Origin of the sequence: Streptomyces sp. NBRC 110035 (assembly GCF_000829695.1) — a bacterium.
Taxonomy (GTDB): domain Bacteria; phylum Actinomycetota; class Actinomycetes; order Streptomycetales; family Streptomycetaceae; genus Streptomyces.
Window position 1 is genome coordinate 13195 of the sequence record NZ_BBNN01000017.1, and the last position, 25058, is coordinate 38252.

Genomic DNA, 25058 nt, shown 5'->3' on the forward strand with positions numbered 1-25058 from the left:
GGGCCTTTGACCATGGGACTCGAAGAAAAGCTGCCGAGCGGATTCCTGCTGACCACCGTCGAGCAGGCCGCGGGCTGGGTGCGCAAGTCGTCCATGTTCCCGGCCACGTTCGGACTCGCCTGCTGTGCCATCGAGATGATGACCACCGGCGCCGGCCGCTACGACCTGGCGCGCTTCGGCATGGAGGTCTTCCGCGGCTCGCCGCGGCAGGCGGACCTGATGATCGTGGCCGGCCGGGTCAGCCAGAAGATGGCGCCGGTGCTGCGACAGGTCTACGACCAGATGCCGAACCCCAAATGGGTGATCTCCATGGGGGTCTGCGCCTCGTCGGGCGGCATGTTCAACAACTACGCGATCGTCCAGGGCGTCGACCACGTCGTCCCGGTCGACATCTACCTGCCCGGCTGCCCGCCCCGGCCCGAGATGCTGATGGACGCCATTCTCAAGCTCCATCAGAAGATCCAGGGCTCCAAGCTCGGGGTGAACGCCGAGGAGGCGGCCCGCGAGGCGGAGGAGGCGGCGCTCAAGGCCCTGCCCACCATCGAGATGAAGGGGCTGCTGCGATGAGCGACGCGAACGACACCGCGGGCGACGGCACGAACCCCGAGAGGGACCTCTCCGCCGAGAACCTCCCCGGCCAGCGGGGCGAGGGCGGTGAGGAGATCCGCGTCCAGCGCGGCATGTTCGGCGCCGACAACGGCGGCGACACCTCCGGCTACGGCGGCCTGGTCCGCTCGATCCGGTTCCCGGGAGCCTCGAACCGCCCCTACGGAGGATGGTTCGACGAGGTGGCCGACGAACTGGAGGGCGCGCTGGAGGAGCAGGACCTGCTCCCCGGCAACGTCATCGAGAAGACGGTCGTCGACCGCGGCGAACTCACCTTCCACATCGAGCGCGAGCACCTGCTCCGGGTCGCGACGACCCTGCGCGACGACCCCGCGCTCCGCTTCGAACTGTGCACCGGCGTCAGCGGCGTGCACTATCCCGGTGACAAGGGCCGCGAGCTGCACGCCGTCTACCACCTGCGCTCGATCACCCACAACCGGCTGATCCGCCTGGAGGTCAGCGCTCCCGACAGCGACCCGCACATCCCGTCACTGTGCTCCGTCTATCCGACGAACGACTGGCACGAGCGCGAGACGTACGACTTCTTCGGCATCGTCTTCGACGGTCACCCGGCCCTCACGCGGATCCTGATGCCGGACGACTGGCAGGGGCATCCGCAGCGCAAGGACTACCCCCTCGGCGGGATCCCCGTCGAGTACAAGGGCGCCCGGATCCCGGCCCCGGACCAGCGGAGGTCGTACTCATGAGCACGTCGAACACGTCCGCCGCCTCCGCACGCGAGACCACGGAAGGCACCGTCTACACCGTCACCGGCGGAGACTGGGACGAGGTCGTCGAGACGGCGCAGCGCAGCGACGACGAGCGCATCATCGTCAACATGGGCCCGCAGCACCCGTCCACGCACGGTGTGCTCCGCCTGATCCTGGAGATCGACGGCGAGACGGTCTCCGAGGCCCGCTGCGGCATCGGCTACCTGCACACCGGCATCGAGAAGAACCTCGAGTACCGGACCTGGACCCAGGGCACCACCTTCGTGACGCGCATGGACTACCTGACGCCGTTCTTCAACGAGACGGCGTACTGCCTCGGAGTGGAGAAACTCCTCGGCATCGAGGAGCAGGTCCCCGACCGCGCCTCGGTCATCCGTGTGCTCCTGATGGAGCTGAACCGGCTCTCCTCCCACCTGGTGTGCATCGCCACCGGAGGCATGGAACTCGGCGCCACCACGATCATGATCTACGGATTCCGTGATCGTGAACTCATTCTCGACGCCTTCGAGCTCATCACCGGCCTGCGGATGAACCACGCGTACATCCGCCCCGGCGGACTCGCCCAGGACCTGCCGCCCGGCGCGGTGGACCAGATCCGCGAGCTGGTGAAGAAGCTGCGCAAGAACCTCCCGGAGTACGACGCGCTCGCCACCGGGAACCCCATCTTCAAGGCCCGCATGCAGGAGGTCGGCCACCTGGACCTGGCCGGCTGCATGGCCCTCGGGGCGACCGGCCCGGTCCTGCGCTCCACCGGACTGCCGCACGACCTGCGCAAGACGCAGCCGTACTGCGGGTACGAGACGTACGACTTCGAGGTCCCCACCGCGGACACCTGCGACTCCTACGGCCGCTTCCTGATCCGGCTGGAGGAGATGCGCCAGTCACTGCGCATCGTCGAACAGTGCCTGGACCGGCTCCAGCCCGGACCGGTCATGGTCGCCGACAAGAAGATCGCCTGGCCCGCCCAGCTCGCCATGGGCCCGGACGGACTGGGCAACTCCCTCGACCACATCAAGAAGATCATGGGCACCTCCATGGAGGCCCTGATCCACCACTTCAAACTGGTCACCGAGGGTTTCCGCGTACCGCCCGGACAGGTGTACGCGGCCGTCGAGTCACCCAAGGGCGAGCTCGGGGCGCACGTCGTCTCCGACGGCGGCACCCGCCCCTTCCGGGTCCACTTCCGCGACCCGTCCTTCACCAACCTGCAGGCCATGGCGGCGATGTGCGAGGGCGGCCAGGTCGCCGACGTCATCGTCGCCGTCGCATCCATCGACCCCGTGATGGGAGGCGTCGACCGGTGACCACCTCATCCTCGGAGCGGGGCGTCAGCCTGGGCATGCCCCACCTGCCCCCGCCCGCCTACCCGGACGACGTCCGGGCCCGGCTGGAGACCGACGCGCGCGAGATCATCGCCCGCTACCCGGACTCCCGGTCGGCCCTCCTGCCGCTGCTGCACCTCGTGCAGGCCCAGGAGGGCCACGTCACGCGCACCGGGATGCAGTTCTGCGCGGACACGCTCGGCCTGACCACGGCCGAGGTCACCGCCGTCGCCACCTTCTACTCCATGTACCGGCGCCGGCCGAGCGGTGACTACCAGGTCGGCGTGTGCACCAACACCCTGTGCGCCGTCATGGGCGGCGACGCCATCTTCGAGGAGCTCCAGGAGCACCTGGGCATCGGCAACGGCGAGACCACCGACGACGGCAAGGTCACCCTCGAGCACATCGAGTGCAACGCGGCCTGCGACTTCGCACCCGTCGTGATGGTCAACTGGGAGTTCTTCGACAACCAGGACCCGCGGAGCGCCAAGCGCCTCGTCGACGACCTGCGGGCCGGCCGCCCCGTCTCGCCCACCCGCGGGGCGCCCCTGTGCACCTTCAAGGAGACCGCCCGGATCCTGGCCGGTTTCCCCGACGAGCGGGACGGCGCCGTCGAGGCCACGGGAAGCGCGGGACCCCCCTCCCTGGCCGGCCTGAAGCTGGCCAAGGGGGAGACCGCACCCGCCCGCGTGGTGCACCCGCGCGGTGAGGCGCCCCGGGAGACCCCGCCGCACGACCCGTCACCGGCGGAACACCTCAGCTCGCACGACGCGCCGCAGGACACGTCGGCCTCCGATCCGACGCACCCGGCCGGACCCGCAGCCGAGGAGGGGGAGTGATGACCTTGGCACCCGAACTCAAGGACACCGGACCGGAGAAGCTGCTCGCACCCGTGCTGTCGGCCTTCTGGGACGAGGACAGGTCCTGGACCCTGGACGTCTACAAGCGGCACGGGGGGTACGAGGGGCTCCGCAAGGCGCTCGCCATGTCACCCGACGACGTCATCGCGTACGTCAAGGAGTCCGGTCTGCGGGGGCGCGGAGGCGCCGGCTTCCCGACGGGAATGAAATGGCAGTTCATTCCGCAGGGGGACGGAAAACCACACTATCTGGTGGTCAACGCCGACGAGTCGGAGCCCGGAACCTGCAAGGACATCCCGCTCCTCTTCGCGAACCCGCACAGCCTCATCGAGGGCATCGCCATCGCCTGTTACGCCATCAGGTCGTCCCACGCCTTCATCTACCTGCGGGGTGAGGTCGTCCCCGTACTGCGGCGGCTGCACGAGGCCGTGCGCGAGGCCCGCGCGGCGGGCGTCCTCGGCGAGAACGCGCTGGGCAGCGGACTCGGCCTCGACCTCACCGTGCACGCCGGCGCCGGCGCGTACATCTGCGGTGAGGAGACCGCGCTGCTCGACTCGCTCGAAGGCCGCCGTGGCCAACCGCGGCTCCGACCCCCCTTCCCCGCCGTCGCGGGCCTCTACGCGTGCCCGACCGTGGTGAACAACGTCGAGTCGATCGCGTCGGTTCCCGCCATCATGAACCGGGGCAAGGAGTGGTTCCGCTCGATGGGGAGCGAGAAGTCGCCCGGCTTCACCCTCTACTCCCTCAGCGGCCACGTCGCACGCCCCGGCCAGTACGAGGCCCCGATGGGCATCACGCTGCGCCAGCTGCTCGACATGAGCGGCGGCATGCGGCCGGGGCACCGCCTGAAGTTCTGGACGCCGGGCGGCTCCTCGACGCCCATGTTCACCGACGAGCACCTCGACGTCCCCCTCGACTACGAGGGAGTCGGCGCCGCCGGTTCCATGCTCGGCACGAAGGCCCTCCAGTGCTTCGACGAGACGACCTGCGTCGTGCGGGCCGTCACCCGCTGGACCGAGTTCTACGCCCACGAGTCCTGCGGCAAGTGCACACCCTGCCGCGAAGGCACGTACTGGCTGGTGCAGCTGATGCGCGACATCGAGGCGGGCAAGGGCCACATGTCCGACCTCGACAAGCTGCACGACATCGCCGACAACATCAACGGCAAGGCGTTCTGCGCCCTCGGCGACGGCGCCGCCTCGCCGATCTTCTCCTCGCTCGCGTACTTCCGTGAGGAGTACGAGCAGCACATCACGGGCCGTGGCTGCCCGTTCGACCCGGCCAAGTCGACGGCCTGGGCCGACCGTACGGAGGTGCACGCATGACTGTGACCACCAGCTCTCCCTCCGGCGGGGGAGAGGCGGCGGTCCCGCCGGAGGACCTCGTCACGCTGACGATCGACGGCGCCGGGATCAGCGTGCCCAAGGGCACCCTGGTCATCCGGGCCGCCGAACAGCTCGGCATCGAGATCCCCCGGTTCTGCGACCACCCCCTCCTCGACCCGGCCGGTGCCTGCCGCCAGTGCATCGTCGAGGTCGAGGGCCAGCGCAAGCCCATGGCCTCCTGCACCATCACCTGCACCGACGGGATGGTGGTGAAGAGCCACCTCACCTCGCCCGTCGCCGAGAAGGCCCAGCACGGCGTGATGGAGCTGCTGCTCATCAACCACCCGCTGGACTGCCCGGTCTGCGACAAGGGCGGCGAGTGCCCGCTGCAGAACCAGGCGATGTCGCACGGCAACCCGGAGTCCCGCTTCGACGGCAAGAAGCGGACCTACGAGAAGCCCGTGCCGATCTCCACCCAGGTGCTGCTCGACCGCGAGCGGTGCGTGCTGTGCGCCCGCTGCACCCGGTTCTCGAACCAGATCGCGGGCGACCCGATGATCGAGATGGTCGAGCGGGGCGCGCTCCAGCAGATCGGCACCGGTGAGGGCGACCCCTTCGAGTCGTACTTCTCCGGCAACACCATCCAGATCTGCCCGGTCGGCGCGCTCACCTCGGCGGCCTACCGGTTCCGCTCCCGCCCCTTCGACCTGGTCTCCTCGCCGTCGGTGTGCGAGCACTGCGCCGGCGGCTGCGCCACCCGCACCGACCACCGGCGCGGCAAGGTCATGCGGCGGCTCGCCGCCGAGGACCCCGAGGTCAACGAGGAGTGGATGTGCGACAAGGGCCGCTTCGGGTTCCGGTACGCGCAGCAGCGGGACCGGCTGCGGACCCCGCTCGTCCGTAACGCCGAGGGCGCGCTGGAGCCGGCCTCCTGGCCCGACGCGCTGCAGATCGCGGCCCAGGGCCTGCTGGCCTCCCGCGGCCGCACCGGTGTCCTGACCGGCGGCCGGCTCACCGTCGAGGACGCCTACGCGTACAGCAAGTTCGCGCGGGTGGCCCTCGACACCAACGACATCGACTTCCGCGCGCGCGTGCACAGCGTCGAGGAGGCGGACTTCCTCGCCGCGCGGGTCGCGGGCCGCGGACGTGACCTCGGGGACGCGTCCGGCCGGGACGCGACCGACGGCGTCACGTACTCCTCGCTGGAGAAGGCGCCCGCCGTCCTGCTGGTCGGGTTCGAGGCCGAGGAGGAGGCGCCCGGCGTCTTCCTGCGGCTGCGCAAGGCATGGCGTACGCACGGGCAGCGGACCTTCTCGCTGGCCACGCACGCCACGCGCGGCCTGGAGAAGGCCGGCGGCACACTGCTGCCGGCGGCTCCCGGCACCGAGACCGAATGGCTGGACGCACTCGCGAGCGGGGTCGGCCTGGAGGGCGACGGGGCCAGGGCCGCCGAGGCGCTGCGGGCCGAGGGCGCGGTGATCGTCGTCGGCGAGCGGATCGCCGCCGTCGAGGGCGGCCCGACCGCCGCCGTACGCATCGCCACCGCGACCGGCGCCCGGCTGGTGTGGATCCCGCGGCGCGCCGGGGAGCGGGGCGCCGTCGAGGCGGGCGCGCTGCCGTCGCTGCTGCCGGGCGGGCGCCCGGCGACCGACCCGCGCGCGCGGGAGGAGGTCGCCGCCGTCTGGGGCGTCGCCGCCCTGCCGCACCGCTACGGCCGCGACACCGGCGAGATCGTCGGGGCCGCGGCGAGCGGCGAGCTGCAGGCGCTGCTGGTCGCGGGCGTGGAGGTCGCCGACCTGCCCGACCCGGCGCGCGCGCGTGCGGCACTGGCCGAGGCCGGTTTCGTGGTCTCGCTGGAACTGCGGCCCAGCGAGGTCACCGAACTCGCCGACGTGGTGCTGCCGGTGGCCGCCGTCGTCGAGAAGGCCGGCGCCTTCATCAACTGGGAGGGCAGGGTCCGGCCCTTCGCGTCGGCGCTCAAGCCCGACCAGATGACCCGCACCCTGCCGCCGGCCGACGCGCGCGTGCTGCACATGCTGGCCGACGCCATGGACGTGCACCTGGGCCTGCCGGACCTGCGCACCGTCCGCGCGGAGCTCGAGCGGCTCGGCGCCTGGGAGGGCCCGCGGGCCACCGAGCCCCGGGAGAGGGCGGGCGCGCTGCCCCGGCCGGCCGCCGGGGAGGCGGTGCTCGCCGGGCACCGGCTGCTGCTGGACCAGGGACTCCTGCAACAGGGCGACGAGGCGCTCGCCGGTACCCGGCACGCCGCGCACGCACGCGTGTCGGCCGCCACGGCCGCCGAGGTCGGCGTCAAGGACGGCGACCCGCTCGCCGTGACCGGCCCCGCGGGGACGGTCGACCTGCCCCTGAGCGTCACCGAGATGCCCGACCGCGTGGTGTGGCTCCCGCTGAACTCCGCCGGCGGCGGCGTGGCCTCCGACACCGGGGCACTGCCCGGCGCCCTCGTCCGTATCGGCCCGGCGTCACTCGCCGGCGAGGCCCCCCAGGAGGTGGAGGCATGAGCTTGTACTTCGCCGCTGAAGACCTCTCGATGTTCGGCCGCGACCCCTGGTGGCTGGTCGTGATCAAGGCGGTCTTCTGCTTCGCCTTCGTCATGGTGACGGTGCTGATCGCCATCGTGATGGAACGCAAGATCGTCGCCTGGATGCAGCTGCGCATCGGCCCGAACCGCAACGGTCCCTGGGGCATGCTCCAGTCGCTCGCCGACGGCGTGAAACTGATGCTCAAGGAAGACGTCGTCGTCAAACGCGCCGACAAGGCGGTGTACATCCTGGCGCCGATCGTCGCGGCCGTCCCGGCCTTCATGGCGATCGCGGTGATCCCCTTCGGGCCGTCCGGCAACGAGATCTCGATCTTCGGCCAGCGGACCACGATGCAGCTCACCGACCTGCCGGTCGCGCTGCTCTACATCCTCGCGGTCGCCTCGATCGGTATCTACGGCCTGGTCCTCGCCGGCTGGAGCTCCGGATCCACGTACCCGCTGCTGGGCGGGCTGCGCTCGTGCGCGCAGATGATCTCCTACGAGATCGCCATGGGGGCCGCCTTCGCCTCGGTGTTCCTCTACTCGGGGTCGATGTCGACGTCGACGATCGTCGAGCAGCAGGCCGACCGCTGGTACATCCTGCTGCTGCCGGTCTCCTTCCTCATCTACATCGTGACGATGGTCGGCGAGGTCAACCGCGCCCCCTTCGACATGCCGGAGTCCGAGGGCGACCTGGTCGGCGGCTTCAACACGGAGTACTCGTCGATCAAGTTCGCGATGTTCATGCTCGCCGAGTACATCAACATGGTCACCGTCTCGGCCGTCGCCGTCACCCTCTTCCTGGGCGGCTGGCGCGCTCCGTGGCCGGTCAGCACCTTCTGGGAGGGCGCGAACCACGGCTGGTGGCCGATGCTCTGGTTCGTCGTCAAGGTCCAGCTGCTGCTGTTCATGTTCGTCTGGCTGCGCGGCACGCTCCCGCGCGTGCGGTACGACCAGCTGATGAAGCTCGGCTGGAAGGTCCTCATCCCGGTCTCCCTGGTGTGGCTGATGGCCGTCGCCACGGTGCGGGTCCTGAGGAACGAGAACTACGGCTTCGCGGACATCGCCCTCTACATCGCCGCCGGAGTCCTTGCCCTGTTGCTGCTGTCCTTCGCCGTCGACATGTTCCGGGCGAAGGGCAAGAACGCCGAGGACGCCGAGGGGGCCGGGGGAGCGGGCGGGGAACCGGCCGCCTTCGACCCGATGGCAGGCGGGTTCCCCGTACCGCCGCTGCCCGGACAGGAGCTCCCGCCGGTGCCGCGACGCCGTCCGCGCCGGGAGCGGGAGCTCGTCGCCAGCGGCGGGCCCGATACCCACAGTGACGGATCTCTGGATGGAAAGGAGGCGTCCGATGGCTGAGGAGCCCAAGGAGCCCAAGGAGGCCGGGCAGTCGAAGCCCGGCTTCCAGAACCCCGTGGCCGGCTTCGGTGTGACCTTCAAGGCCATGTTCAAGAAGCGGCTGACCGAGCAGTACCCGGAGCAGCAGAAGACCACGGCCCCGCGCTTCCACGGACGGCACCAGCTCAACCGCCATCCGGACGGCCTGGAGAAGTGCGTCGGCTGCGAGCTGTGCGCCTGGGCCTGTCCCGCCGACGCGATCTACGTCGAGGGCGCGGACAACACCGAGGAGGAGCGTTACTCGCCCGGCGAGCGGTACGGCCGCGTCTACCAGATCAACTACGCCCGCTGCATCCTGTGCGGCCTGTGCATCGAGGCGTGCCCCACGCGCGCGCTGACGATGACCAACGAGTTCGAGCTGGCCGACTCCAGCCGCGCCAACCTCATCTACACCAAGGAGCAGCTGCTCGCCGGTCTGGAGGAGGGCATGGTCGACAGCCCCCACGCCATGTACCCGGGCACCGACGAACAGGACTACTACCGGGGCCTGGTCACCGAGGCCGCCCCCGGTACCGAGCGGCAGGCGGCCTCCTCCGGGGGCGAGGCCGTGCAGGAGGCCGACTCGACCTTCGGTGAGGACGAACCGGCGTCGGAGAAGGTGATCCGGGGATGACCGAGCACCTCGCCGCCTACTCCACCTCCACCGGAGAGGCCGTCCAGTTCTGGATCCTCGGCACGGTCGCCGTGATCGGCGCGCTGTGCACGATCCTGATGCGGCGGGCCGTGCACAGCGCGCTCTGCCTCGCCGGGACCATGATCATCCTGGCGGTGTTCTACCTCGCCAACGGCGCCTACTTCCTGGGCGTCGTCCAGATCATCGTCTACACCGGCGCGATCATGATGCTGTTCCTGTTCGTGGTGATGCTGGTCGGTGTCACCGCGGCGGACTCCCTGAAGGAGACCATCAAGGGCCAGCGCTGGCTCGCCCTGCTGTGCGGGCTGGGCTTCGGCATCCTGCTCGTCGGCGGCATCGGCAACGCGGCGCTCACCGAGTTCAACGGCATCGGGCAGGCGAACGCGAACGGCAACGTGGAGGGCCTCGCCGCCCTCATCTTCACCAAGTACGTCTTCGCCTTCGAGATCACCGGCGCCCTGCTCATCACGGCCGTCGTCGGCGCCATGGTGCTCACCCACCGCGAGCGCACCGAACGGGCCAAGACCCAGCGGGAGCTGGCCGGGGAGCGCGTCCGCGAGGGCAAGCAGCTCCCGCCGCTGCCGGCCCCGGGCGTGTACGCCCGGCACAACGCGGTGGACATCCCGGGCCTGCTGCCCGACGGCACCACGTCCGACCTCACGGTCAGCAGCACGCTGCGCGAGCGCGGCCAGATCCGGGACGTGTCCCAGGAGGCGCTCAGCGACCTGCGGTCGCTGGAGCGGCGCTCCGAGGAGCGGCTCGAGCGCACGGCGATCGAGCCGGCGCCGTCGAAGCGGGCCGAGGAGGCATCGAAGTGAACCCGGTCAACTACCTCTACCTCGCGGCCCTGTTGTTCACGATCGGCGCCACCGGTGTCCTCATCCGGCGCAACGCGATCGTCGTCTTCATGTGCATCGAGCTGATGCTCAACGCCTGCAACCTGGCGTTCGTCGCCTTCTCCCGCATGCACGGCAACCTCGACGGCCAGATCATCGCCTTCTTCACGATGGTCGTCGCCGCGGCGGAGGTCGTGGTCGGACTGGCGATCATCGTGTCCCTGTTCCGTTCCCGCCACTCGGCCTCGGTCGACGACGCCAGCCTGATGAAGCTGTGAGGGGTCGCTAGAACCGTGACTAATCCAGAGAACCTGATCGCGCTGCTGGTGGCGGCGCCCCTGCTCGGAGCTGTGGTCCTGCTGTGCGGCGGCCGCCGGCTGGACGCCGTCGGCCACTGGATCGGCACGGTGCTCGCCGCCGCGTCCTTCCTGGTCGGCGTCGTCCTCTTCGCCGACATGCTGGGCAGCGCCGCCGACGACCGCACCCTGACGCAGCATCTGTTCAGCTGGATCCCGGTGGAGGGATTCCAGGCCGACGTCGCCTTCCGGCTCGACCAGCTGTCGATGACGTTCGTGCTGCTGATCACCGGCGTCGGCTCGCTCATCCACCTGTACTCGATCGGGTACATGGAGCACGACGAGCGGCGTCGCCGCTTCTTCGGCTATCTGAACCTGTTCCTCGCGGCGATGCTGATCCTCGTCCTCGCCGACAACTACCTGCTGCTGTACGTCGGCTGGGAGGGCGTCGGTCTCGCCTCCTACCTGCTGATCGGCTTCTGGCAGCACAAGCCCAGCGCCGCGACCGCGGCGAAGAAGGCCTTCCTGGTCAACCGGGTCGGCGACATGGGCCTGTCGATCGCGATCATGCTGATGTTCCTGTGGTTCGGCACCTTCGCCTTCGGGCCGGTGCTCGGCAGCCACGACGAGGCCGGGCTGGCCGGCGCCGCCGACGAGGGCAAGCTCACCGTGATCGCCCTCATGCTGCTGCTCGCAGCCTGCGGCAAGTCCGCCCAGGTGCCGCTGCAGTCCTGGCTCGGGGACGCGATGGAGGGCCCGACCCCGGTCTCGGCCCTGATCCACGCCGCGACCATGGTGACCGCGGGCGTCTATCTGATCGTCCGCTCGGGCGCCGTCTTCAACGGCGCCCCGGACGCGCAACTGGTCGTCACCGTCGTCGGCGCGGTCACGCTGCTGTTCGGTGCGATCGTCGGTTGCGCGAAGGACGACATCAAGAAGGCGCTGGCCGGTTCGACGATGTCGCAGATCGGCTACATGGTGCTCGCGGCGGGCCTCGGCCCCATCGGCTACGTCTTCGCGATCATGCACCTGGTGACGCACGGCTTCTTCAAGGCCGGGCTGTTCCTCGGCGCGGGTTCGGTCATGCACGGCATGAACGACGAGGTCGACATGCGCCGCTACGGCGGACTGCGCAGGTACATGCCGGTCACGTTCGTCACCTTCGGGCTCGGCTACCTCGCCATCATCGGATTCCCGGGCCTGTCCGGCTTCTTCTCCAAGGACATGATCATCGAGTCGGCGTTCGCCAAGGGCGGCACCCAGGGCTGGATCCTCGGCGGCGTGGCCCTGCTGGGCGCCGCGATCACCGCGTACTACATGACGCGCGTGATGCTGATGACGTTCTTCGGGGAGGAGCGCTGGCGGAAGGCTCCGACACCGTCCCCGGCCGAGCCCGTGGTGGAGCCGGCCGCGCAGACCCGGGGCGAGTACGCGCCCCCGCACCCGCACGAGTCGCCGAAGAGCATGACGATCCCGATGATCGTGCTCGCCTTCGGTTCCGTGTTCGCCGGCGCGTTCTTCGGCATCGGCGACCGGTTCGTGCACTGGCTGGAGCCCGTCACCGGGCACGACCACGGACACGCGCCGATCAGCGCCCTGACGGTCACGCTGTCCACGGTGGCGGTCATGGTCGTCGGCGTGGCGATCGCCTGGGGCCAGTACGGGCGCCGCCCGGTCCCGGCGCTCGCCCCGCGCGGGTCGCTGCTCACCCGGGCCGCCCGGCGCGACCTGCTCCAGGACGACTTCAACCACGTGGTCCTGGTGCGCGGCGGCGAGCACCTCACACGCTCCCTGGTATACGTCGACCACACCCTGGTCGACGGCGTCGTCAACGGAACGGCGGCCTCGTTCGGCGGCCTGTCCGGGCGGATGCGCAGGCTGCAGAACGGCTTCGCGCGGTCCTACGCGGTCTCGATGTTCGGGGGCGCGGCCGTCCTGGTCGCCGCGACCCTGCTGATGAGGGCGGTCTGATACCGATGTCCTTTCCTCTGCTGACAGCGACGGCGGCGCTCCCGGCCATCGGGGCGATCGCCACGGCCGCCGTACCGGCCACGAGGCGCACCGCCGCCAAGTGGCTGGCCCTGCTGGTCTCGGTCGCCACCCTGGTGCTGGCGGTCGTCGTCCTGGTGCGCTTCGACCCGGACGGCGACCGCTACCAGCTCACCGAATCGCACGCCTGGATCGCGGACTTCGGAGTCCGTTACGAGCTGGGGGTGGACGGCATCGGGGTCGCGCTGATCGCGCTGACCGCCCTGCTGATCCCGTTCATCATCCTCGCGGGCTGGCACGACGCCGATCCCCTGGAGACGGGCAGCAGGAGGTGGCGGCCGACGCAGGGCTTCTTCGCCCTGATCCTGGCCGTCGAGGCGATGGTGATCATCTCCTTCGAGGCCACCGACGTCTTCCTCTTCTACATCTTCTTCGAAGCCATGCTGATCCCGATGTACTTCCTCATCGGCGGCTTCGGGGACCGGGCCCACCAGCACGGTGAGAAGGCGGCGGCGACCCAGCGGTCGTACGCGGCGGTCAAGTTCCTGCTCTACAACCTGGCCGGCGGTCTGGTCATGCTGGCCGCGGTGATCGGGCTGTACGTGGTCGCCGGGAACTTCTCGCTCACCGAGATCGCCGAGGCGCGGGCCAACGGCTCGCTCGAGATGTCGACGAGCACCGAACGCTGGCTGTTCCTCGGCTTCTTCCTCGCCTTCGCGGTGAAGGCGCCGATGTGGCCGCTGCACACCTGGCTGCCCAACGCCATGCAGGAGTCCACCGCGCCCGTCGCCGTGCTCATCACGGCCGTCGTGGACAAGGTGGGCACCTTCGCGATGCTGCGCTTCTGCCTCCAGCTGTTCCCGGAGGCGAGCAAGTGGGCGACCCCCGCGATCATGGTGCTGGCGGTCATCAGCATCATCTACGGAGCGCTGCTCGCGGTCGGCCAGCGGGACATCAAGCGGCTGATCGCGTACGCGTCGATCTCGCACTTCGGCTTCATCATCATGGGCATCTTCGCGATGACCAGCCAGGGCCAGTCCGGGGCGACGCTCTACATGGTCAACCACGGTATCTCGACCGCCGCCCTGCTCCTGGTGGCCGGCTTCCTCATCTCGCGGCGCGGCTCGCGGCTCATCGCCGACTACGGCGGGGTGCAGAAGGTCGCGCCGGTACTCGCCGGCACGTTCCTGATCGGCGGCCTGGCGACGCTGTCGCTGCCCGGGCTCGCGCCGTTCGTCAGCGAGTTCCTGGTCCTGGTCGGCACGTTCACGCGTTATCCGGTGATCGGCGTCATCGCCACCTTCGGCATCGTGCTCGCCGCGCTCTACACCCTCGTCCTCTACCAGCGGACGATGACGGGCCCCCTCAGGCCCGAGCTCGCCAGGATGCCCGACCTGCGGGTGCGTGAGATCGCCGTGGCCGCGCCGCTGATCGTGCTGCTGGTCTTCCTGGGCGTCTACCCGAAGCCCCTCACGGACATCGTGAACCCGGCGGTGAAGCAGACCATGTCCGACGTCCAGCAGAAGGACCCCCGGCCCGAGGCGGAGGCGGCCAAGTGAACATGTCAGCCGTCCACAGCCTGTGGACAACCGCGGCCGAACCGATCGCGAAGATCGACACGCCGAAGATCGAGTACGCGCAGCTCGCGCCCACCCTGATCGTCGTCGGTGCGGCGGTCCTGGGAATCCTGATCGAGGGCTTCGTACCGCGCAGATCCCGCTACTACGTACAGATGGCCGTCGCGTCGGCCGCGCTCGTCGCTGCGTTCGCCGCGGTCGTGGCGCTCGCCGCCGACGGGTACGGCACCACCAAGGCGGGCATCGTGGCCATGGGCGCGATCGCCGTCGACGGACCCGCCCTGTTCCTGCAGGGCACGATCCTGCTGACCGCCCTGGTCGGCCTGTTCACCTTCGCCGAGCGCAGACTCGATCCGCAGGCGCACGGCAACCGGGTCGACTCCTTCGCCGCGCAGGCCGCGTCCGTGCCGGGCAGCGACGGCGAGAAGAAGGCCGTCAAGGCCGGGTTCACCACCACCGAGGTGTTCCCGCTGCTGCTCTTCGCGGTCGCCGGCATGCTGGTCTTCCCCGCGGCCAACGACCTGCTGACGCTGTTCGTGGCCCTGGAGGTCCTCTCCCTGCCGCTGTACCTGCTCTGCGCGCTGGCCCGCCGCAAGCGGCTCATCTCGCAGGAGGCCGCGGTCAAGTACTTCCTGCTCGGCTCGTTCGCCTCCGCGTTCCTCCTCTTCGGCATCGCGCTGCTGTACGGCTACGCGGGCTCGATGTCGTACGCGACGATCGCGCAGGTCGTCGACGGCACGATCGCGGAGGTCGACCCGGCGCTCGTCAACACCATGGGCAACGACGTGCTCCTCCTGGTGGGCGCGGGCCTGCTGATCACGGGCCTGCTGTTCAAGGTCGGTGCCGTCCCCTTCCACATGTGGACGCCGGACGTCTACCAGGGCGCGCCGACCCCGGTGACGGGCCTGATGGCGGCGGCGACCAAGGTGGCCGCGTTCGGTGCCCTGCTGCGGGTGCTGTACGTCCTGCTCCCCGGCCTGCGCTGGGACTGGCGGCCGGTCATGTGGGCCGTCGCGATCGTCACCATGCTGGGCGGCGCGATCGTCGCGATCACCCAGACCGACATCAAGCGGCTGCTGGCGTACTCGGCGATCTCGCACGCGGGCTTCATCCTCGCGGGTGTCATCGCGACCACGCCGGAGGGCATCTCGTCCGTCCTCTTCTACCTGGCGGCGTACTCGTTCGTGACGATCGGCGCGTTCGCGGTGGTGACGCTGGTGCGGGACGCGGGCGGCGAGGCGACGCACCTGTCCAAGTGGGCTGGGCTGGGCCGCCGTTCGCCCCTGGTGGCGGCCGTGTTCGCGGTGTTCCTGCTCGCCTTCGCGGGCATTCCGCTGACGTCGGGCTTCGCCGGGAAGTTCGCCGTGTTCAAGGCGGCGGCCCAGGGCGGCGCGGTCCCGCTGGTCGTGGTCGGTGTGATCGCGTCGGCGATCGCGGCGTTCTTCTACATCCGGGTGATCGTCCTGATGTTCTTCAGCGAGCCGCGGCCCGAGGGCCCGACCGTCGCGGTGCCGTCACCGCTGACGATGACGGCGATCGGGCTGGGCGTGGCGGTCACGGTGGTGCTGGGCGTCGCGCCGCAGTACTTCCTGGAGCTGGCGGGGAACGCGGGGGTGTTCGTGCGCTGACCCGGCGCCCGCCGACGGCAGGGCGGCCCGGCACCCGCTCGGGGGGTGCCGGGCCGTTGCCGTGCCCGGCGGAACGCGCCCCCTGCGCACAGCGGTACGCGGGTACGACGGGTCCGGGGGCCGGTGGACAGGTCCGGGGCGTCGATCTGTGGACAACTCCGGGGATGTCGGCCCGGGCGCCTATCGTGGACGCAGTGGTCGAGAACGGCCGCGGTGGACGCGGTGGCCGCGAGCGGTCGTACGGGGGCAGGGCGATGGGTGGGACGGACGGTAGTGGTGGCATGGCAGTGACGGAGAACGAGGCGCTGGCGACCCTGCAGCGGGTGTTCGGATTCGACGCCTTCCGCGGTGAGCAGGAGGCGGTGATCGAGCATGTGATCGCGGGCGGGGACGCCGTGGTGCTCATGCCGACCGGTGGCGGCAAGTCGCTGTGCTACCAGATTCCGTCGCTGGTCAGACCGGGCACGGGAGTCGTCGTCTCCCCGCTGATCGCGCTGATGCAGGACCAGGTGGACGCGCTGCGGGCGCTTGGCGTGCGCGCCGGGTTCATGAACTCCACGCAGGACTTCGAGGAGCGGCGCGTCGTGGAGGCCGAGTTCCTCGCCGGCGAGCTGGACCTGCTGTACCTCGCGCCGGAGCGGCTGCGGCTGAACAGCTCGCTGGAACTGCTGTCACGGGGGAAGATCTCCGTCTTCGCGATCGACGAGGCGCACTGCGTGTCCCAGTGGGGGCACGACTTCCGGCCGGACTACCTCTCCCTGTCGCTGCTCGGCGAGCGCTGGCCGGACGTGCCCCGGATCGCGCTCACCGCGACGGCCACGCACGCCACGCACCGGGAGATCACCGAGCGGCTGGCCATGCCGGACGCCCGGCACTTCGTCGCGAGCTTCGACCGGCCCAACATCCAGTACCGGATCGTGCCCAAGGCCGACCCCAAAAAGCAGCTGCTGAACTTCCTGCGGGAGGAGCACGCGGGCGACGCGGGCATCGTCTACTGCCTGTCCCGCAACTCCGTGGAGAAGACCGCCGAGTTCCTCAGCCGAAGCGGCGTCGAGGCGGTGCCGTACCACGCCGGACTGGACGCGGGGACGCGTGCCGCGCACCAGTCCCGCTTCCTGCGGGAGGAGGGCCTGGTCGTGGTGGCCACCATCGCCTTTGGCATGGGCATCGACAAGCCGGACGTCCGGTTCGTCGCCCACCTCGACCTGCCCAAGTCCGTCGAGGGCTACTACCAGGAGACGGGCCGCGCGGGCCGCGACGGACTGCCGTCCACCGCCTGGATGGCGTACGGCCTCAACGACGTCATACAGCAGCGCAAGCTGATCCAGTCCGGCGAGGGGGACGAGGCCTTCCGGCGGCGGGCGGGCCGGCACCTGGACGCGATGCTCGCCCTGTGCGAGACGGTCCGGTGCCGGCGCGGGCAGCTCCTGGCCTACTTCGGCCAGGACACCCCCGACCCGGCGGGCTGCGGCAACTGCGACTCCTGCCTCACCCCGCCCCAGACGTGGGACGGCACCGTCGCGGCCCAGAAGGTGCTGTCGACGGTGGTCCGGCTGCAGCGGGAGCGCGGGCAGAAGTTCGGCGCGGTGCAGATCGTGGACATCCTGCTGGGCAGGCGCACGGCCAAGGTCATCCAGTTCGACCATGACCAGCTCTCCGTGTTCGGGATCGGTGAGGATCTCGGCGAGGCCGAGTGGCGGGGCGTCGTCCGGCAGCTGCTGGCCCAGGGGCTGCTCGCGGTCGAGGGGGACTACGGCACGCTGGTGCTGACCGAGGACAGCGGGACCGTGCTGCGGCGCGAGCGGGAGGTGCCGCTGCGCAAGGAGCCGAAGAAGCCGGCGACCTCCCGGTCGGGAGCCCCGGGGGCATCGGGCTCCGGGAAGGGCAAGGCCGGGGCCGCGGCGGCCGAGCTGCCCGAACACCTCCTGCCGGCCTTCGAGGCGCTGCGCGCCTGGCGTGCCGAACAGGCCCGGGAGCAGGGCGTCCCCGCGTACGTCATCTTCCACGACGCCACGCTCCGCGAGATCGTCACGGTCTGGCCCGGCTCGGTCGCCGAGCTCGGCGGGATCAGCGGGGTGGGCGAGAAGAAGCTCACGACGTACGGGGAGGGCGTGGTGGGGGTGCTCGCGGCGCTGGGCGGGCCACCGGACGGAGCACCGGCTGGTGCGCAGGGCCCGGCCGGGGCCGCGGAGGGCGGCTTCGGCCGGGCCGGCGCCGGTGACCCGGGCCGGGACCACGCCGGGGCCGTGTCCGACGACGACTGGCCGGAGAGGGACACCGAGCCGGAGCCCGACGACTGGGTGTGACCCGGCGGCCGTCCGGTCCTGTCGGCGGAGCCGGAGGTGACCGGCGGGGGCCGACGCGTGCGGCTGCGAGACGGGAAAGGGCGCCGACGCGACAGGGCCGCCCCCGACGCAGGGGGCCCGCGCACGGGCTCACTCGAGTGAGCCGGGAGGGGGAGGAGCCGCGGGAGCTCGGGGAGGGCGTTCCGGTCTCTCCCCGGCTTCGGCGTGATCCGCCGGACGGGCCCTACGGCAGGGCGGTGAGGCCCGGGGCGAAGGTGATCAGGAGGGGGAGGAGGGGAACCAGGGCCGCCGCCGTCGTCGTCAGGGCGCGGTCGCGGCGGCCGAAGCGGGGCGGCGGCCTCAGAAGGCGGTCGACGCGCTCGCCGAGCAGGCGGTGGCTGGAGGCGCAGGACAGGACGCCGCGGTGCCGGTTGAGCTCGATCAGCGCCAGTGCCGTGGTCAGGTGGCCGCAGCGGCGGGAGGCGGTGTCGTCGGCGGCGAGCTCGACCAGGCGGTGGGTCTGCTCGCAGAAGTGGGCGAAGAGCGGGACCCGGGGGAAGCCGGTGGCCAGGGCGGTGGAGAGGTGCAGCAGCCAGTCGTGGTGGGCTCGGGCGTGGCCGCGTTCGTGGGTGAGGACGGCGTCGATCTGGTGGTCGGTGAGGCGGTGCAGGGCGCCGGTGGTGACGATCAGCCGGGGCGGGCTGCCCGGCATCCACCAGGCGTCGGGGTACTCGTCCTCGAGCACCAGCAGGGGGCCGCGGGCGACGGGGAGGCCGGCGGGCAGGTCGGGGGCGCGCTCGAGCAGATGTGCGCGGACCCGGGCGCGGTGCCGGCGGGCATCGGCCAGTTCCCGCCCGAGCACGGCCGTGGTCCAGGCCGCGCCGCAGGCCAGCAGCAGGGTGAGGGCGGCCGCCCAGGGCGGGGCGGCGGACAGGTCGTACGCCGCGGTCACCGCGGGCGGGGCCGGGGCGAAGAGCTGGGCGCGGACGGTGCCGAAGACGGCGGCGGCACCCAGGGCCAGGGCGGTCAGGCAGCACAACAGGACCGTGGCGACCAGACACTGCCAGACCCACAGGGCCACCACCGGTTCCCGCTCCGGCCAGTTCGCCCGGGTCAGCGCACGGGGGACGGGCCAGGCGGCCGTCACGGCGACAACGCTCAGCAGAAGCAGGCAGAGGGTCGTGCCGGTCATGCCACGGGCTCCGGATCCTGTCGGAAGGGGCGGCTTCGGGTGGTGCGGGGACGTGCGGCCGTGCGGGACGTGCGGAGGGCGTCCGGCGTGTGACGCGCGGGTCCGGGCGTGGGTGCGCGGCGCGGAGCGTGCGGGAGGCGCACACCGCCCGACGCCGACCAGTATGACGGCGAAGGGCGGCGTGAGGCAGGGGTGCGGCGTCGGCCGGCGGACGCGGAGGGCGCCCGTCGCGGTGCCCGTGGCGGCGGACCGGCCGGACCGCGGCGGGTGTCAGACCGCGGGCGTCACCCGTCCCGTGACCTCGCCGAGGCCGACGCGGACTCCGCCCGGTCCCGGGGCCCAGGCCGACAGGGTCACGACGTCGCCGTCCTCGAGGAACGTCCGCTTGCCATCGGGGAGTTCGAGGGCATCGCGGCCGTTCCAGGTCAGTTCCAGCAGGGACCCGCGCTGTCCCTCGGCGGGCCCGCTCACGGTGCCGGAGCCGTAGAGGTCCCCGGTGCGCAGGGAGGCGCCGTTCACGGTCATGTGGGCGAGCTGCTGGGCGGCCGTCCAGTACATGGTGGAGAAGGGAGGTTCGGAGACGACGTGCCCGTTGACGGCCACGGAGATCCGCAGGTCGTAACCGCCGGGTTCCTCGTCCGTGTCGTCCAGGTACGGCAGCAGCGCGTGGGTGCGCTCCGGTGGCGCCACCCGGGCCTCCTCCAGGGCGTCCAGAGGGGTGATCCAGGCCGCCACCGAGGTGGCGAAGGACTTTCCGAGGAAGGGGCCGAGGGGAACGTACTCCCAGGCCTGGACGTCCCGCGCGGACCAGTCGTTGAGGAGGCAGAGGCCGAAGACGTGATCGCGGAAGTCGCCGAGCGGTACCGGCCGGCCCAGCCCGGACGGCGCTCCGACCACGAAGCCGACCTCGGCCTCGATGTCCAGCCGCGCCGACGGGCCGAAGACCGGGGCCGGATCGGTGGGCGCCTTGCGCTGCCCCGAGGGGCGTACGACGTCGGTGCCGGACACCAGCACCGTGCCGGCCCGGCCGTGGTAGCCGATCGGCAGGTGCTTCCAGTTCGGGGTGAGGGAGTCGGGGGCGTCCGGGCGGAAGATCCGGCCGACGTTCCGGGCGTGGTTCTCGGAGGCGTAGAAGTCGACGTAGTCCGCGACCTCGAAGGGGAGGTGCAGGGTCACCGACGACAGCGGGTGCAGGAGCGGCTCGACGCTCTCCCGGTGCGCCGGGACGGTCACCCAGGCGGTGAGGGCGCGCCGGACGTCCGACCAGGCCGTACGGCCCGCCGCCAGCAGCGGGTTGAGGGTCGGGCGGGCGAGCAGGGAGGCGTACGGGGAACCCAGGGCGTGTGCGGCCGCGCCGGCGTCGAGGACGTGGTCGCCGAGCCGGACACCCACCCTCCGCTCCGACGAGCCGGAGGGTGAGAACACGCCGTACGGCAGATTGTGCGGGCCGAAGGGATCGCCCTCGGGGACATCGAAGGGGGGCATCGGGTGCTGCCTCGCTTTCGTGTGCGCAGGTGCTCCACGTGTCCGTGGCCAGGCCACACGTTACGGGGGCCACGGTGCTCTTGGGCAGAGGCAGAGGCAGAGGCGGAGGCGGAGACGGAGGGTCGGGACGGAGGACGGGGCCGGGGCGTGGGGCGTGTGACGTGTCCGGGACGGCAGGACGTGTGCGCCGCCTCCCCTTGCGTACCGGAAGCCGTCCACGGGACGCGACGCAATCTTGACGGAGCGGTGCGAACGGGGCGACTCTGGGCGGGTGCCGGAAGACCTCGGGGAGGGGGCCTTCCGATGGCACACCAGGGGGACGGATGGCCATTGGGGAGGCCGGTCCGGGACCGGCGCGCTCCGGCATGCAGCCGAAGAGGCTGGAAGATGTCGTGCGCGGTCGGCTCGGCCGGGAATGTGTGTACGTGCCGTCGTGCAGGTTCGGGCTGTTCGTGGCCTTGCGCCACTGGTGCCCGCCGGGTGGCAGGGTGCTGATGTCGCCGGTCAACGACGACGTCATCTTCTTCGTGGTGCTCGCGGCGGGCCTGCGCCCGGTGCAGGCGCCGCTCAACCCGTTCGACGCGTCCATCGACATCGACGCCGTGCCGGAGGGGACCTGGGGCTCGCTGTCCGCCGTACTGACCACGAACCTGTACGGCAATCCGGATCCGGCACCCGGACTGCGGGCCCGCTGCGACGCGTTGGGCATCCCGTTGTTCGAGGACGGTGCGCACGCCATCGGCAGCGCGGTCGGCGGACGGCCGGTCGGGGCCTGGGGCGACGCCGCCGTCCTCAGCCTTTCCAAGCATGCCGGCGCCCGGACGGGAGGCATCCTCGCGCTGGCCGACCCGGACCGGAGCGCGACCGTGCGCGAGGCCTGCGCCGAACTGCTCGCCCCGCGGCGCATGACGTCCGAACTCACCTACGCGGTACGGCCCTACGCCGAGGCCGCCGTGCGGCGGCTGGGGCTGCGCCGGGCCGTCTGGGCCACGATGGGCCTGCTGGGGCTGACGGAGCGCGAGGGAATCCGGATGCCGCTGCGTCCGGAGGCGCTGGCCGGTGCCGCGCGCTCCGCGCCGGACCTGGCCGCGCACGACCCCTGGGTGCGGGTCGACATGCACGACTACCGGCTGGAGCCCGGCCCCGTACGCCTGCGCCGCGTCCACCGCAGTCTCGGGCGGCTGGACGACGTCTTACGGGCCTCGCGGGCGGGCACGGAGCTGCTGCTGTCGACGCCGTGGGCCCGGCCGCCGGCGGACGGCGCGGTGCAACCGCTGTTCCGGGTGCCGTTGCTGGTCGCGGACCGGGACGCGGCGACGGCGGCCCTGGCCCGGCACGGCATCGTCGTCGGCTACCTCTACGACCCGCCCCTGGACGACTACGCGGGAGCGGCCTTCACGGACCCGTCGCCCGACCCCGGCAACGCCCGCTGGTTCGCACGGCACGCGCTGCCCGTGGACCCGCTGCGGGCGCGTGAGGCGACAGAGGTCCTGGAGCGGTCCGGGGCCCGGCCGGCCGAGCCGCCGAAGAAGCCGGACGCGCGGGACGCACCGGAGCCACCGGAGGCGACCACGGCGAGAGGGCTGGGGCCGCCCCGTGACTGAGATCCAGGTGCACGAGCCCGCCGCGGTGCGCACCTGCGGCGGTGGAACCGGCCCCGCCGGCGGCAGACCCGGCTCCGAGGGCAGACCCGGCTCCGGCGGCAGACCCGGCTCCGGCGGCAAACCTGGCTCCGACGGCTCCGACTCGCTGTTCAGGAACGCCTACTTCCTGATGCTCAGCACCGGTGTGTCCGCCGTCCTCGGGCTGGGCTTCTGGCTCGTGGCCGCGCGCTACTACTCCGAGGACGCGGTCGGTCAGGGCTCCGCCGCCATCGCCGCGATGCGGCTGCTCGCGAGCATCACCGCGACCACGATGATCGGCGCCGTGGTCCGCTTCGTGCCGCGCGCCGGGCGCGAGACCGGACGCCTGGTGTGGGGCGTGTACGGGGCGAGTTCGCTGGTCGTCGCGCTGGCCGCGGGTGTCTTCCTGCTCACGCTCGACCTGTGGGGCGCGTCGTACGAACCCCTGGGCACCCCCCTGGCGGGCGCGCTGTTCGTCGCGGCGTGCGTGGCCTGGGCGCTGCTCACCCTGCAGGACGGGGTGCTCACGGGCCTGCGCAAGACCGAGTGGGTGCCCGCCGGCAACGCCGTCTTCTCCACCGGCAAGCTGGTCCTGCTGGCCGTCTTCGCGAGTGCGCTGCCGGTGCTGGGCATCTTCGTCTCCTGGGCCGTCGCGATCGCGTTCTCCACGCTGCCGCTCGGCTGGCTGATCTTCCGCCGGCTCATCCCGCGTCAGGCCGCCGCCGACCGCGACCGGGACCCTCCCGGGATCCGCACCATGGGCCGCTTCCTCGCCGGTGACTCGCTCGGCGCGCTGTTCAGCCTGGCGATGATCAACCTGCTGCCGGTGATGGTCGCGGTCCGCTTCAGCGCCGCCGAGAACGGCTACTTCTACGTGGCGTACACCGTCGGCGGAACCATGGAGTTCATGGCCGTCAACATGGCCGCGTCGCTCACCGCCCACGCCTCGCACGACCCTCGCCGGCTCGCGGACGGGGTGCGGGGGGCGCTGCGCCGGATGACGCTGCTCCTGGTGCCGTTCGTGCTGGTGCTGGTGGTCTTCGCACCGCTGATCCTCACGCCGTTCAGCGCGGACTACGCCGAGCACGGTTCGACGGTGCTGCGGCTGCTGGCGCTCGGGGCGCTGCCGCGGGTGGTCGTGGAGCTGTACATCGGGGTGCTGCGGGTGCAGGGGCGGACCGGTGCGCTCGCCGTGCTCCAGGGAGCCATGTGCGTGCTGGTCCTGGGCAGCGCGGCCGTGCTGTTCACCCCGGCGGGCATCGCGGGCGCCGGGTGGGCGGTGCTGACCGGCATGACGGTGGTCGCCGCCGTCTCGGTGGTCGGCCTGCGCTCGGCGCTGCGCGACACGCGCGGTGGACACAGTGGGCCCGGCGGGCGCCGTGGGCCCGCCGACCGGCCGGGCGGGGCCGGCGGCAAGGACGGGACGACGAGCGGGCCGGGCCGGGCGGGGGGCGCCTCCCCCGGCCCCGTCTACGGCACGCGCTGGGCGAAGCTGAACGCCACCGCCGGGTACGGCACGGGCCGGGCGCGCCGGGCCGCGTACGAGGACAAGGGCCGCGAGCAGGACGACGCGGACACCGTCACGCTGTTCATCGGCACCCCCGGTTACGAACGGGAGGCCCTCCAGGCGGACACGATGGCGTTCATCGTCCGGCCCCGCCCCACGGACGGGGACCCGCAGCCGGCCCCGGACCCCGGACCGGCCCCGGACGGGAACTCGGGCAGGGGCCCGGAGCCGGTCGCGGACGTCGGCGCGGGTCCGGGCGCCGAGCCGGGGAAGCCCCCGGGCGCCGAGGCGCGCGAGTGCCGGGCGGCGGGTGGCCAGGCGGCCGGCGATCACGCGGAGCCCACTCCACGGAGCACACACGCACCGGTCCGGGACGAGACCCCACCCCCGTGCGACGGACGCCACGAGGCCGCCGGCGGTGACGGAACCGACCGGTCCGAGCGGCGGCTGCGGGATGTTCTCTGGGGGCTGTTCGGCCTCGCCACCGTCGCCTTCTGGGCGTCGACGCGCCCGCTGCACCGGCTCGGCGGACCGTCGCCGGACCAACGGGGCGAACCGACGGGACGGCAGCTGCTGGAAGGGCTGCCGCTCGTGGCGCTCGCGGCGGGCGGAGTGCTGCTCCTGGTCTTCGTCGCCGCGGTGACGCTGTGCACGGTGCCCGACGCCTGGCTCCCCGGCACCGCGCTGGGGTCGGCCCTGCTCGCCCTGTACGCCGCACCCGTCGCGCTCGGCTGGGAACCCTCGCCGGTGGGCGGCGCGGTGTATGTCCGGACAGCCGAACTCCTCGCGGACGCGACGGGAACCGGCGGTCCGGAACCGCTGCTGCGCTGGACGCCGCAGGTGTGCCAGGTGCTGTGCCTCGTCGCGCTGTGGCTGCTGCTCGAGCGGGTGGGTGGCGACCGGCTGTCCTGGCCGGGGCGCTGGGGGGCGGTGTATCTCGTCGCCGTGGCCGGCTGGGTGGGGCGGGACGCGCTCGCGCCCGTGTCGCCGCCGCTGCTCGCCGCGCTGCTTCTGCTGTTGCTCCTTCTCCGACTTCCGCCGCTCCACCGTGCCGTAACGGCGTCGTGGCCGCCCGGCCGCAGACGGCCGAACGGCTGAACCAGTGATCGAACCGAGCTTTCGGAGCCGAACCGTCAGGGGGGAACCACCGTGCGTCCGCCAGCCACTCCACGCGAGAGATCCGCGTCCGAGCCCGCGCCAGAGAGCACATCGGCGCCCGTCAC

At 71.7% G+C, this 25058-nt stretch carries 18 protein-coding genes; 16 read left to right on the forward strand and 2 right to left on the reverse strand.

Annotated elements, in window-relative coordinates; translation table 11 throughout:
* Positions 1-12: 12 nt before the first annotated feature.
* The 14 genes from TU30_RS04585 to recQ all read left to right on the forward strand — a co-directional run bounded on the left by TU30_RS04585 (position 13) and on the right by recQ (position 18050).
* On the forward strand, positions 13-567 hold the full coding sequence (locus TU30_RS04585) for an NADH-quinone oxidoreductase subunit B family protein (RefSeq protein ID WP_042164915.1): 555 nt from the start codon (positions 13-15) through the stop codon (positions 565-567).
* Positions 564-1313, forward strand: coding sequence for an NADH-quinone oxidoreductase subunit C (locus TU30_RS04590; protein ID WP_042164916.1), 750 nt, complete (start codon positions 564-566; stop codon positions 1311-1313). Before TU30_RS04585 ends, TU30_RS04590 begins: the two co-directional genes overlap by 4 nt.
* A complete protein-coding gene (locus TU30_RS04595; protein WP_042164917.1) occupies positions 1310-2641 on the forward strand; it encodes an NADH-quinone oxidoreductase subunit D in 1332 nt (443 codons plus the stop codon). The genes TU30_RS04590 and TU30_RS04595 overlap by 4 nt, the downstream gene beginning before the upstream one ends.
* Positions 2638-3498, forward strand: coding sequence for an NADH-quinone oxidoreductase subunit NuoE (gene nuoE, locus TU30_RS04600; RefSeq protein ID WP_042164918.1), 861 nt, complete (start codon positions 2638-2640; stop codon positions 3496-3498). The genes TU30_RS04595 and nuoE overlap by 4 nt, the downstream gene beginning before the upstream one ends.
* Positions 3498-4844, forward strand: coding sequence for an NADH-quinone oxidoreductase subunit NuoF (gene nuoF / locus TU30_RS04605; protein ID WP_042164919.1), 1347 nt, complete (start codon positions 3498-3500; stop codon positions 4842-4844). The genes nuoE and nuoF overlap by 1 nt, the downstream gene beginning before the upstream one ends.
* A complete protein-coding gene (locus TU30_RS04610; protein ID WP_042164920.1) occupies positions 4841-7366 on the forward strand; it encodes an NADH-quinone oxidoreductase subunit G in 2526 nt (841 codons plus the stop codon). Before nuoF ends, TU30_RS04610 begins: the two co-directional genes overlap by 4 nt.
* Complete coding sequence (gene nuoH, locus TU30_RS04615; protein ID WP_042164921.1) at positions 7363-8745, forward strand: NADH-quinone oxidoreductase subunit NuoH; 1383 nt, start codon at positions 7363-7365, stop codon at positions 8743-8745. Before TU30_RS04610 ends, nuoH begins: the two co-directional genes overlap by 4 nt.
* On the forward strand, positions 8738-9397 hold the full coding sequence (gene nuoI, locus TU30_RS04620) for an NADH-quinone oxidoreductase subunit NuoI (RefSeq protein WP_042164922.1): 660 nt from the start codon (positions 8738-8740) through the stop codon (positions 9395-9397). The genes nuoH and nuoI overlap by 8 nt, the downstream gene beginning before the upstream one ends.
* Complete coding sequence (locus TU30_RS04625; protein ID WP_042164923.1) at positions 9394-10236, forward strand: NADH-quinone oxidoreductase subunit J; 843 nt, start codon at positions 9394-9396, stop codon at positions 10234-10236. Before nuoI ends, TU30_RS04625 begins: the two co-directional genes overlap by 4 nt.
* A complete protein-coding gene (gene nuoK / locus TU30_RS04630; RefSeq protein ID WP_003974374.1) occupies positions 10233-10532 on the forward strand; it encodes an NADH-quinone oxidoreductase subunit NuoK in 300 nt (99 codons plus the stop codon). The genes TU30_RS04625 and nuoK overlap by 4 nt, the downstream gene beginning before the upstream one ends.
* Positions 10533-10547: 15 nt before the next feature.
* Complete coding sequence (nuoL, locus tag TU30_RS04635) at positions 10548-12521, forward strand: NADH-quinone oxidoreductase subunit L (RefSeq protein WP_042164925.1); 1974 nt, start codon at positions 10548-10550, stop codon at positions 12519-12521.
* Positions 12522-12526: 5 nt separating this feature from the next.
* Entirely contained in the window at positions 12527-14098 is a 1572-nt protein-coding gene (locus TU30_RS04640) for an NADH-quinone oxidoreductase subunit M (protein ID WP_042164926.1), read from the forward strand.
* A complete protein-coding gene (nuoN, locus tag TU30_RS04645) occupies positions 14095-15744 on the forward strand; it encodes an NADH-quinone oxidoreductase subunit NuoN (protein ID WP_042164928.1) in 1650 nt (549 codons plus the stop codon). The genes TU30_RS04640 and nuoN overlap by 4 nt, the downstream gene beginning before the upstream one ends.
* 254 nt (positions 15745-15998) lie before the next feature.
* On the forward strand, positions 15999-18050 hold the full coding sequence (recQ, locus tag TU30_RS04650; RefSeq protein ID WP_042164931.1) for a DNA helicase RecQ: 2052 nt from the start codon (positions 15999-16001) through the stop codon (positions 18048-18050).
* A 223-nt stretch (positions 18051-18273) separates the two neighbouring features.
* On the opposite strand, the gene TU30_RS04655 is transcribed toward recQ, so the two are convergent.
* Positions 18274-19221, reverse strand: coding sequence for a M56 family metallopeptidase (locus TU30_RS04655; RefSeq protein ID WP_042164933.1), 948 nt, complete (start codon positions 19219-19221; stop codon positions 18274-18276).
* Positions 19222-19491: 270 nt separating this feature from the next.
* A complete protein-coding gene (gene fahA / locus TU30_RS04660; protein ID WP_042164936.1) occupies positions 19492-20706 on the reverse strand; it encodes a fumarylacetoacetase in 1215 nt (404 codons plus the stop codon).
* Between the two features lie 365 nt (positions 20707-21071).
* Here fahA and TU30_RS33665 point away from each other — a divergent pair, with 365 nt between their 5' ends.
* Positions 21072-22310 (forward strand): DegT/DnrJ/EryC1/StrS family aminotransferase, encoded by a 1239-nt coding sequence (locus TU30_RS33665; protein ID WP_256082502.1) that lies wholly within the window; start codon positions 21072-21074, stop codon positions 22308-22310.
* Positions 22303-24933 (forward strand): lipopolysaccharide biosynthesis protein, encoded by a 2631-nt coding sequence (locus TU30_RS04665; RefSeq protein WP_078878114.1) that lies wholly within the window; start codon positions 22303-22305, stop codon positions 24931-24933. The genes TU30_RS33665 and TU30_RS04665 overlap by 8 nt, the downstream gene beginning before the upstream one ends.
* Positions 24934-25058 lie beyond the last annotated feature (125 nt).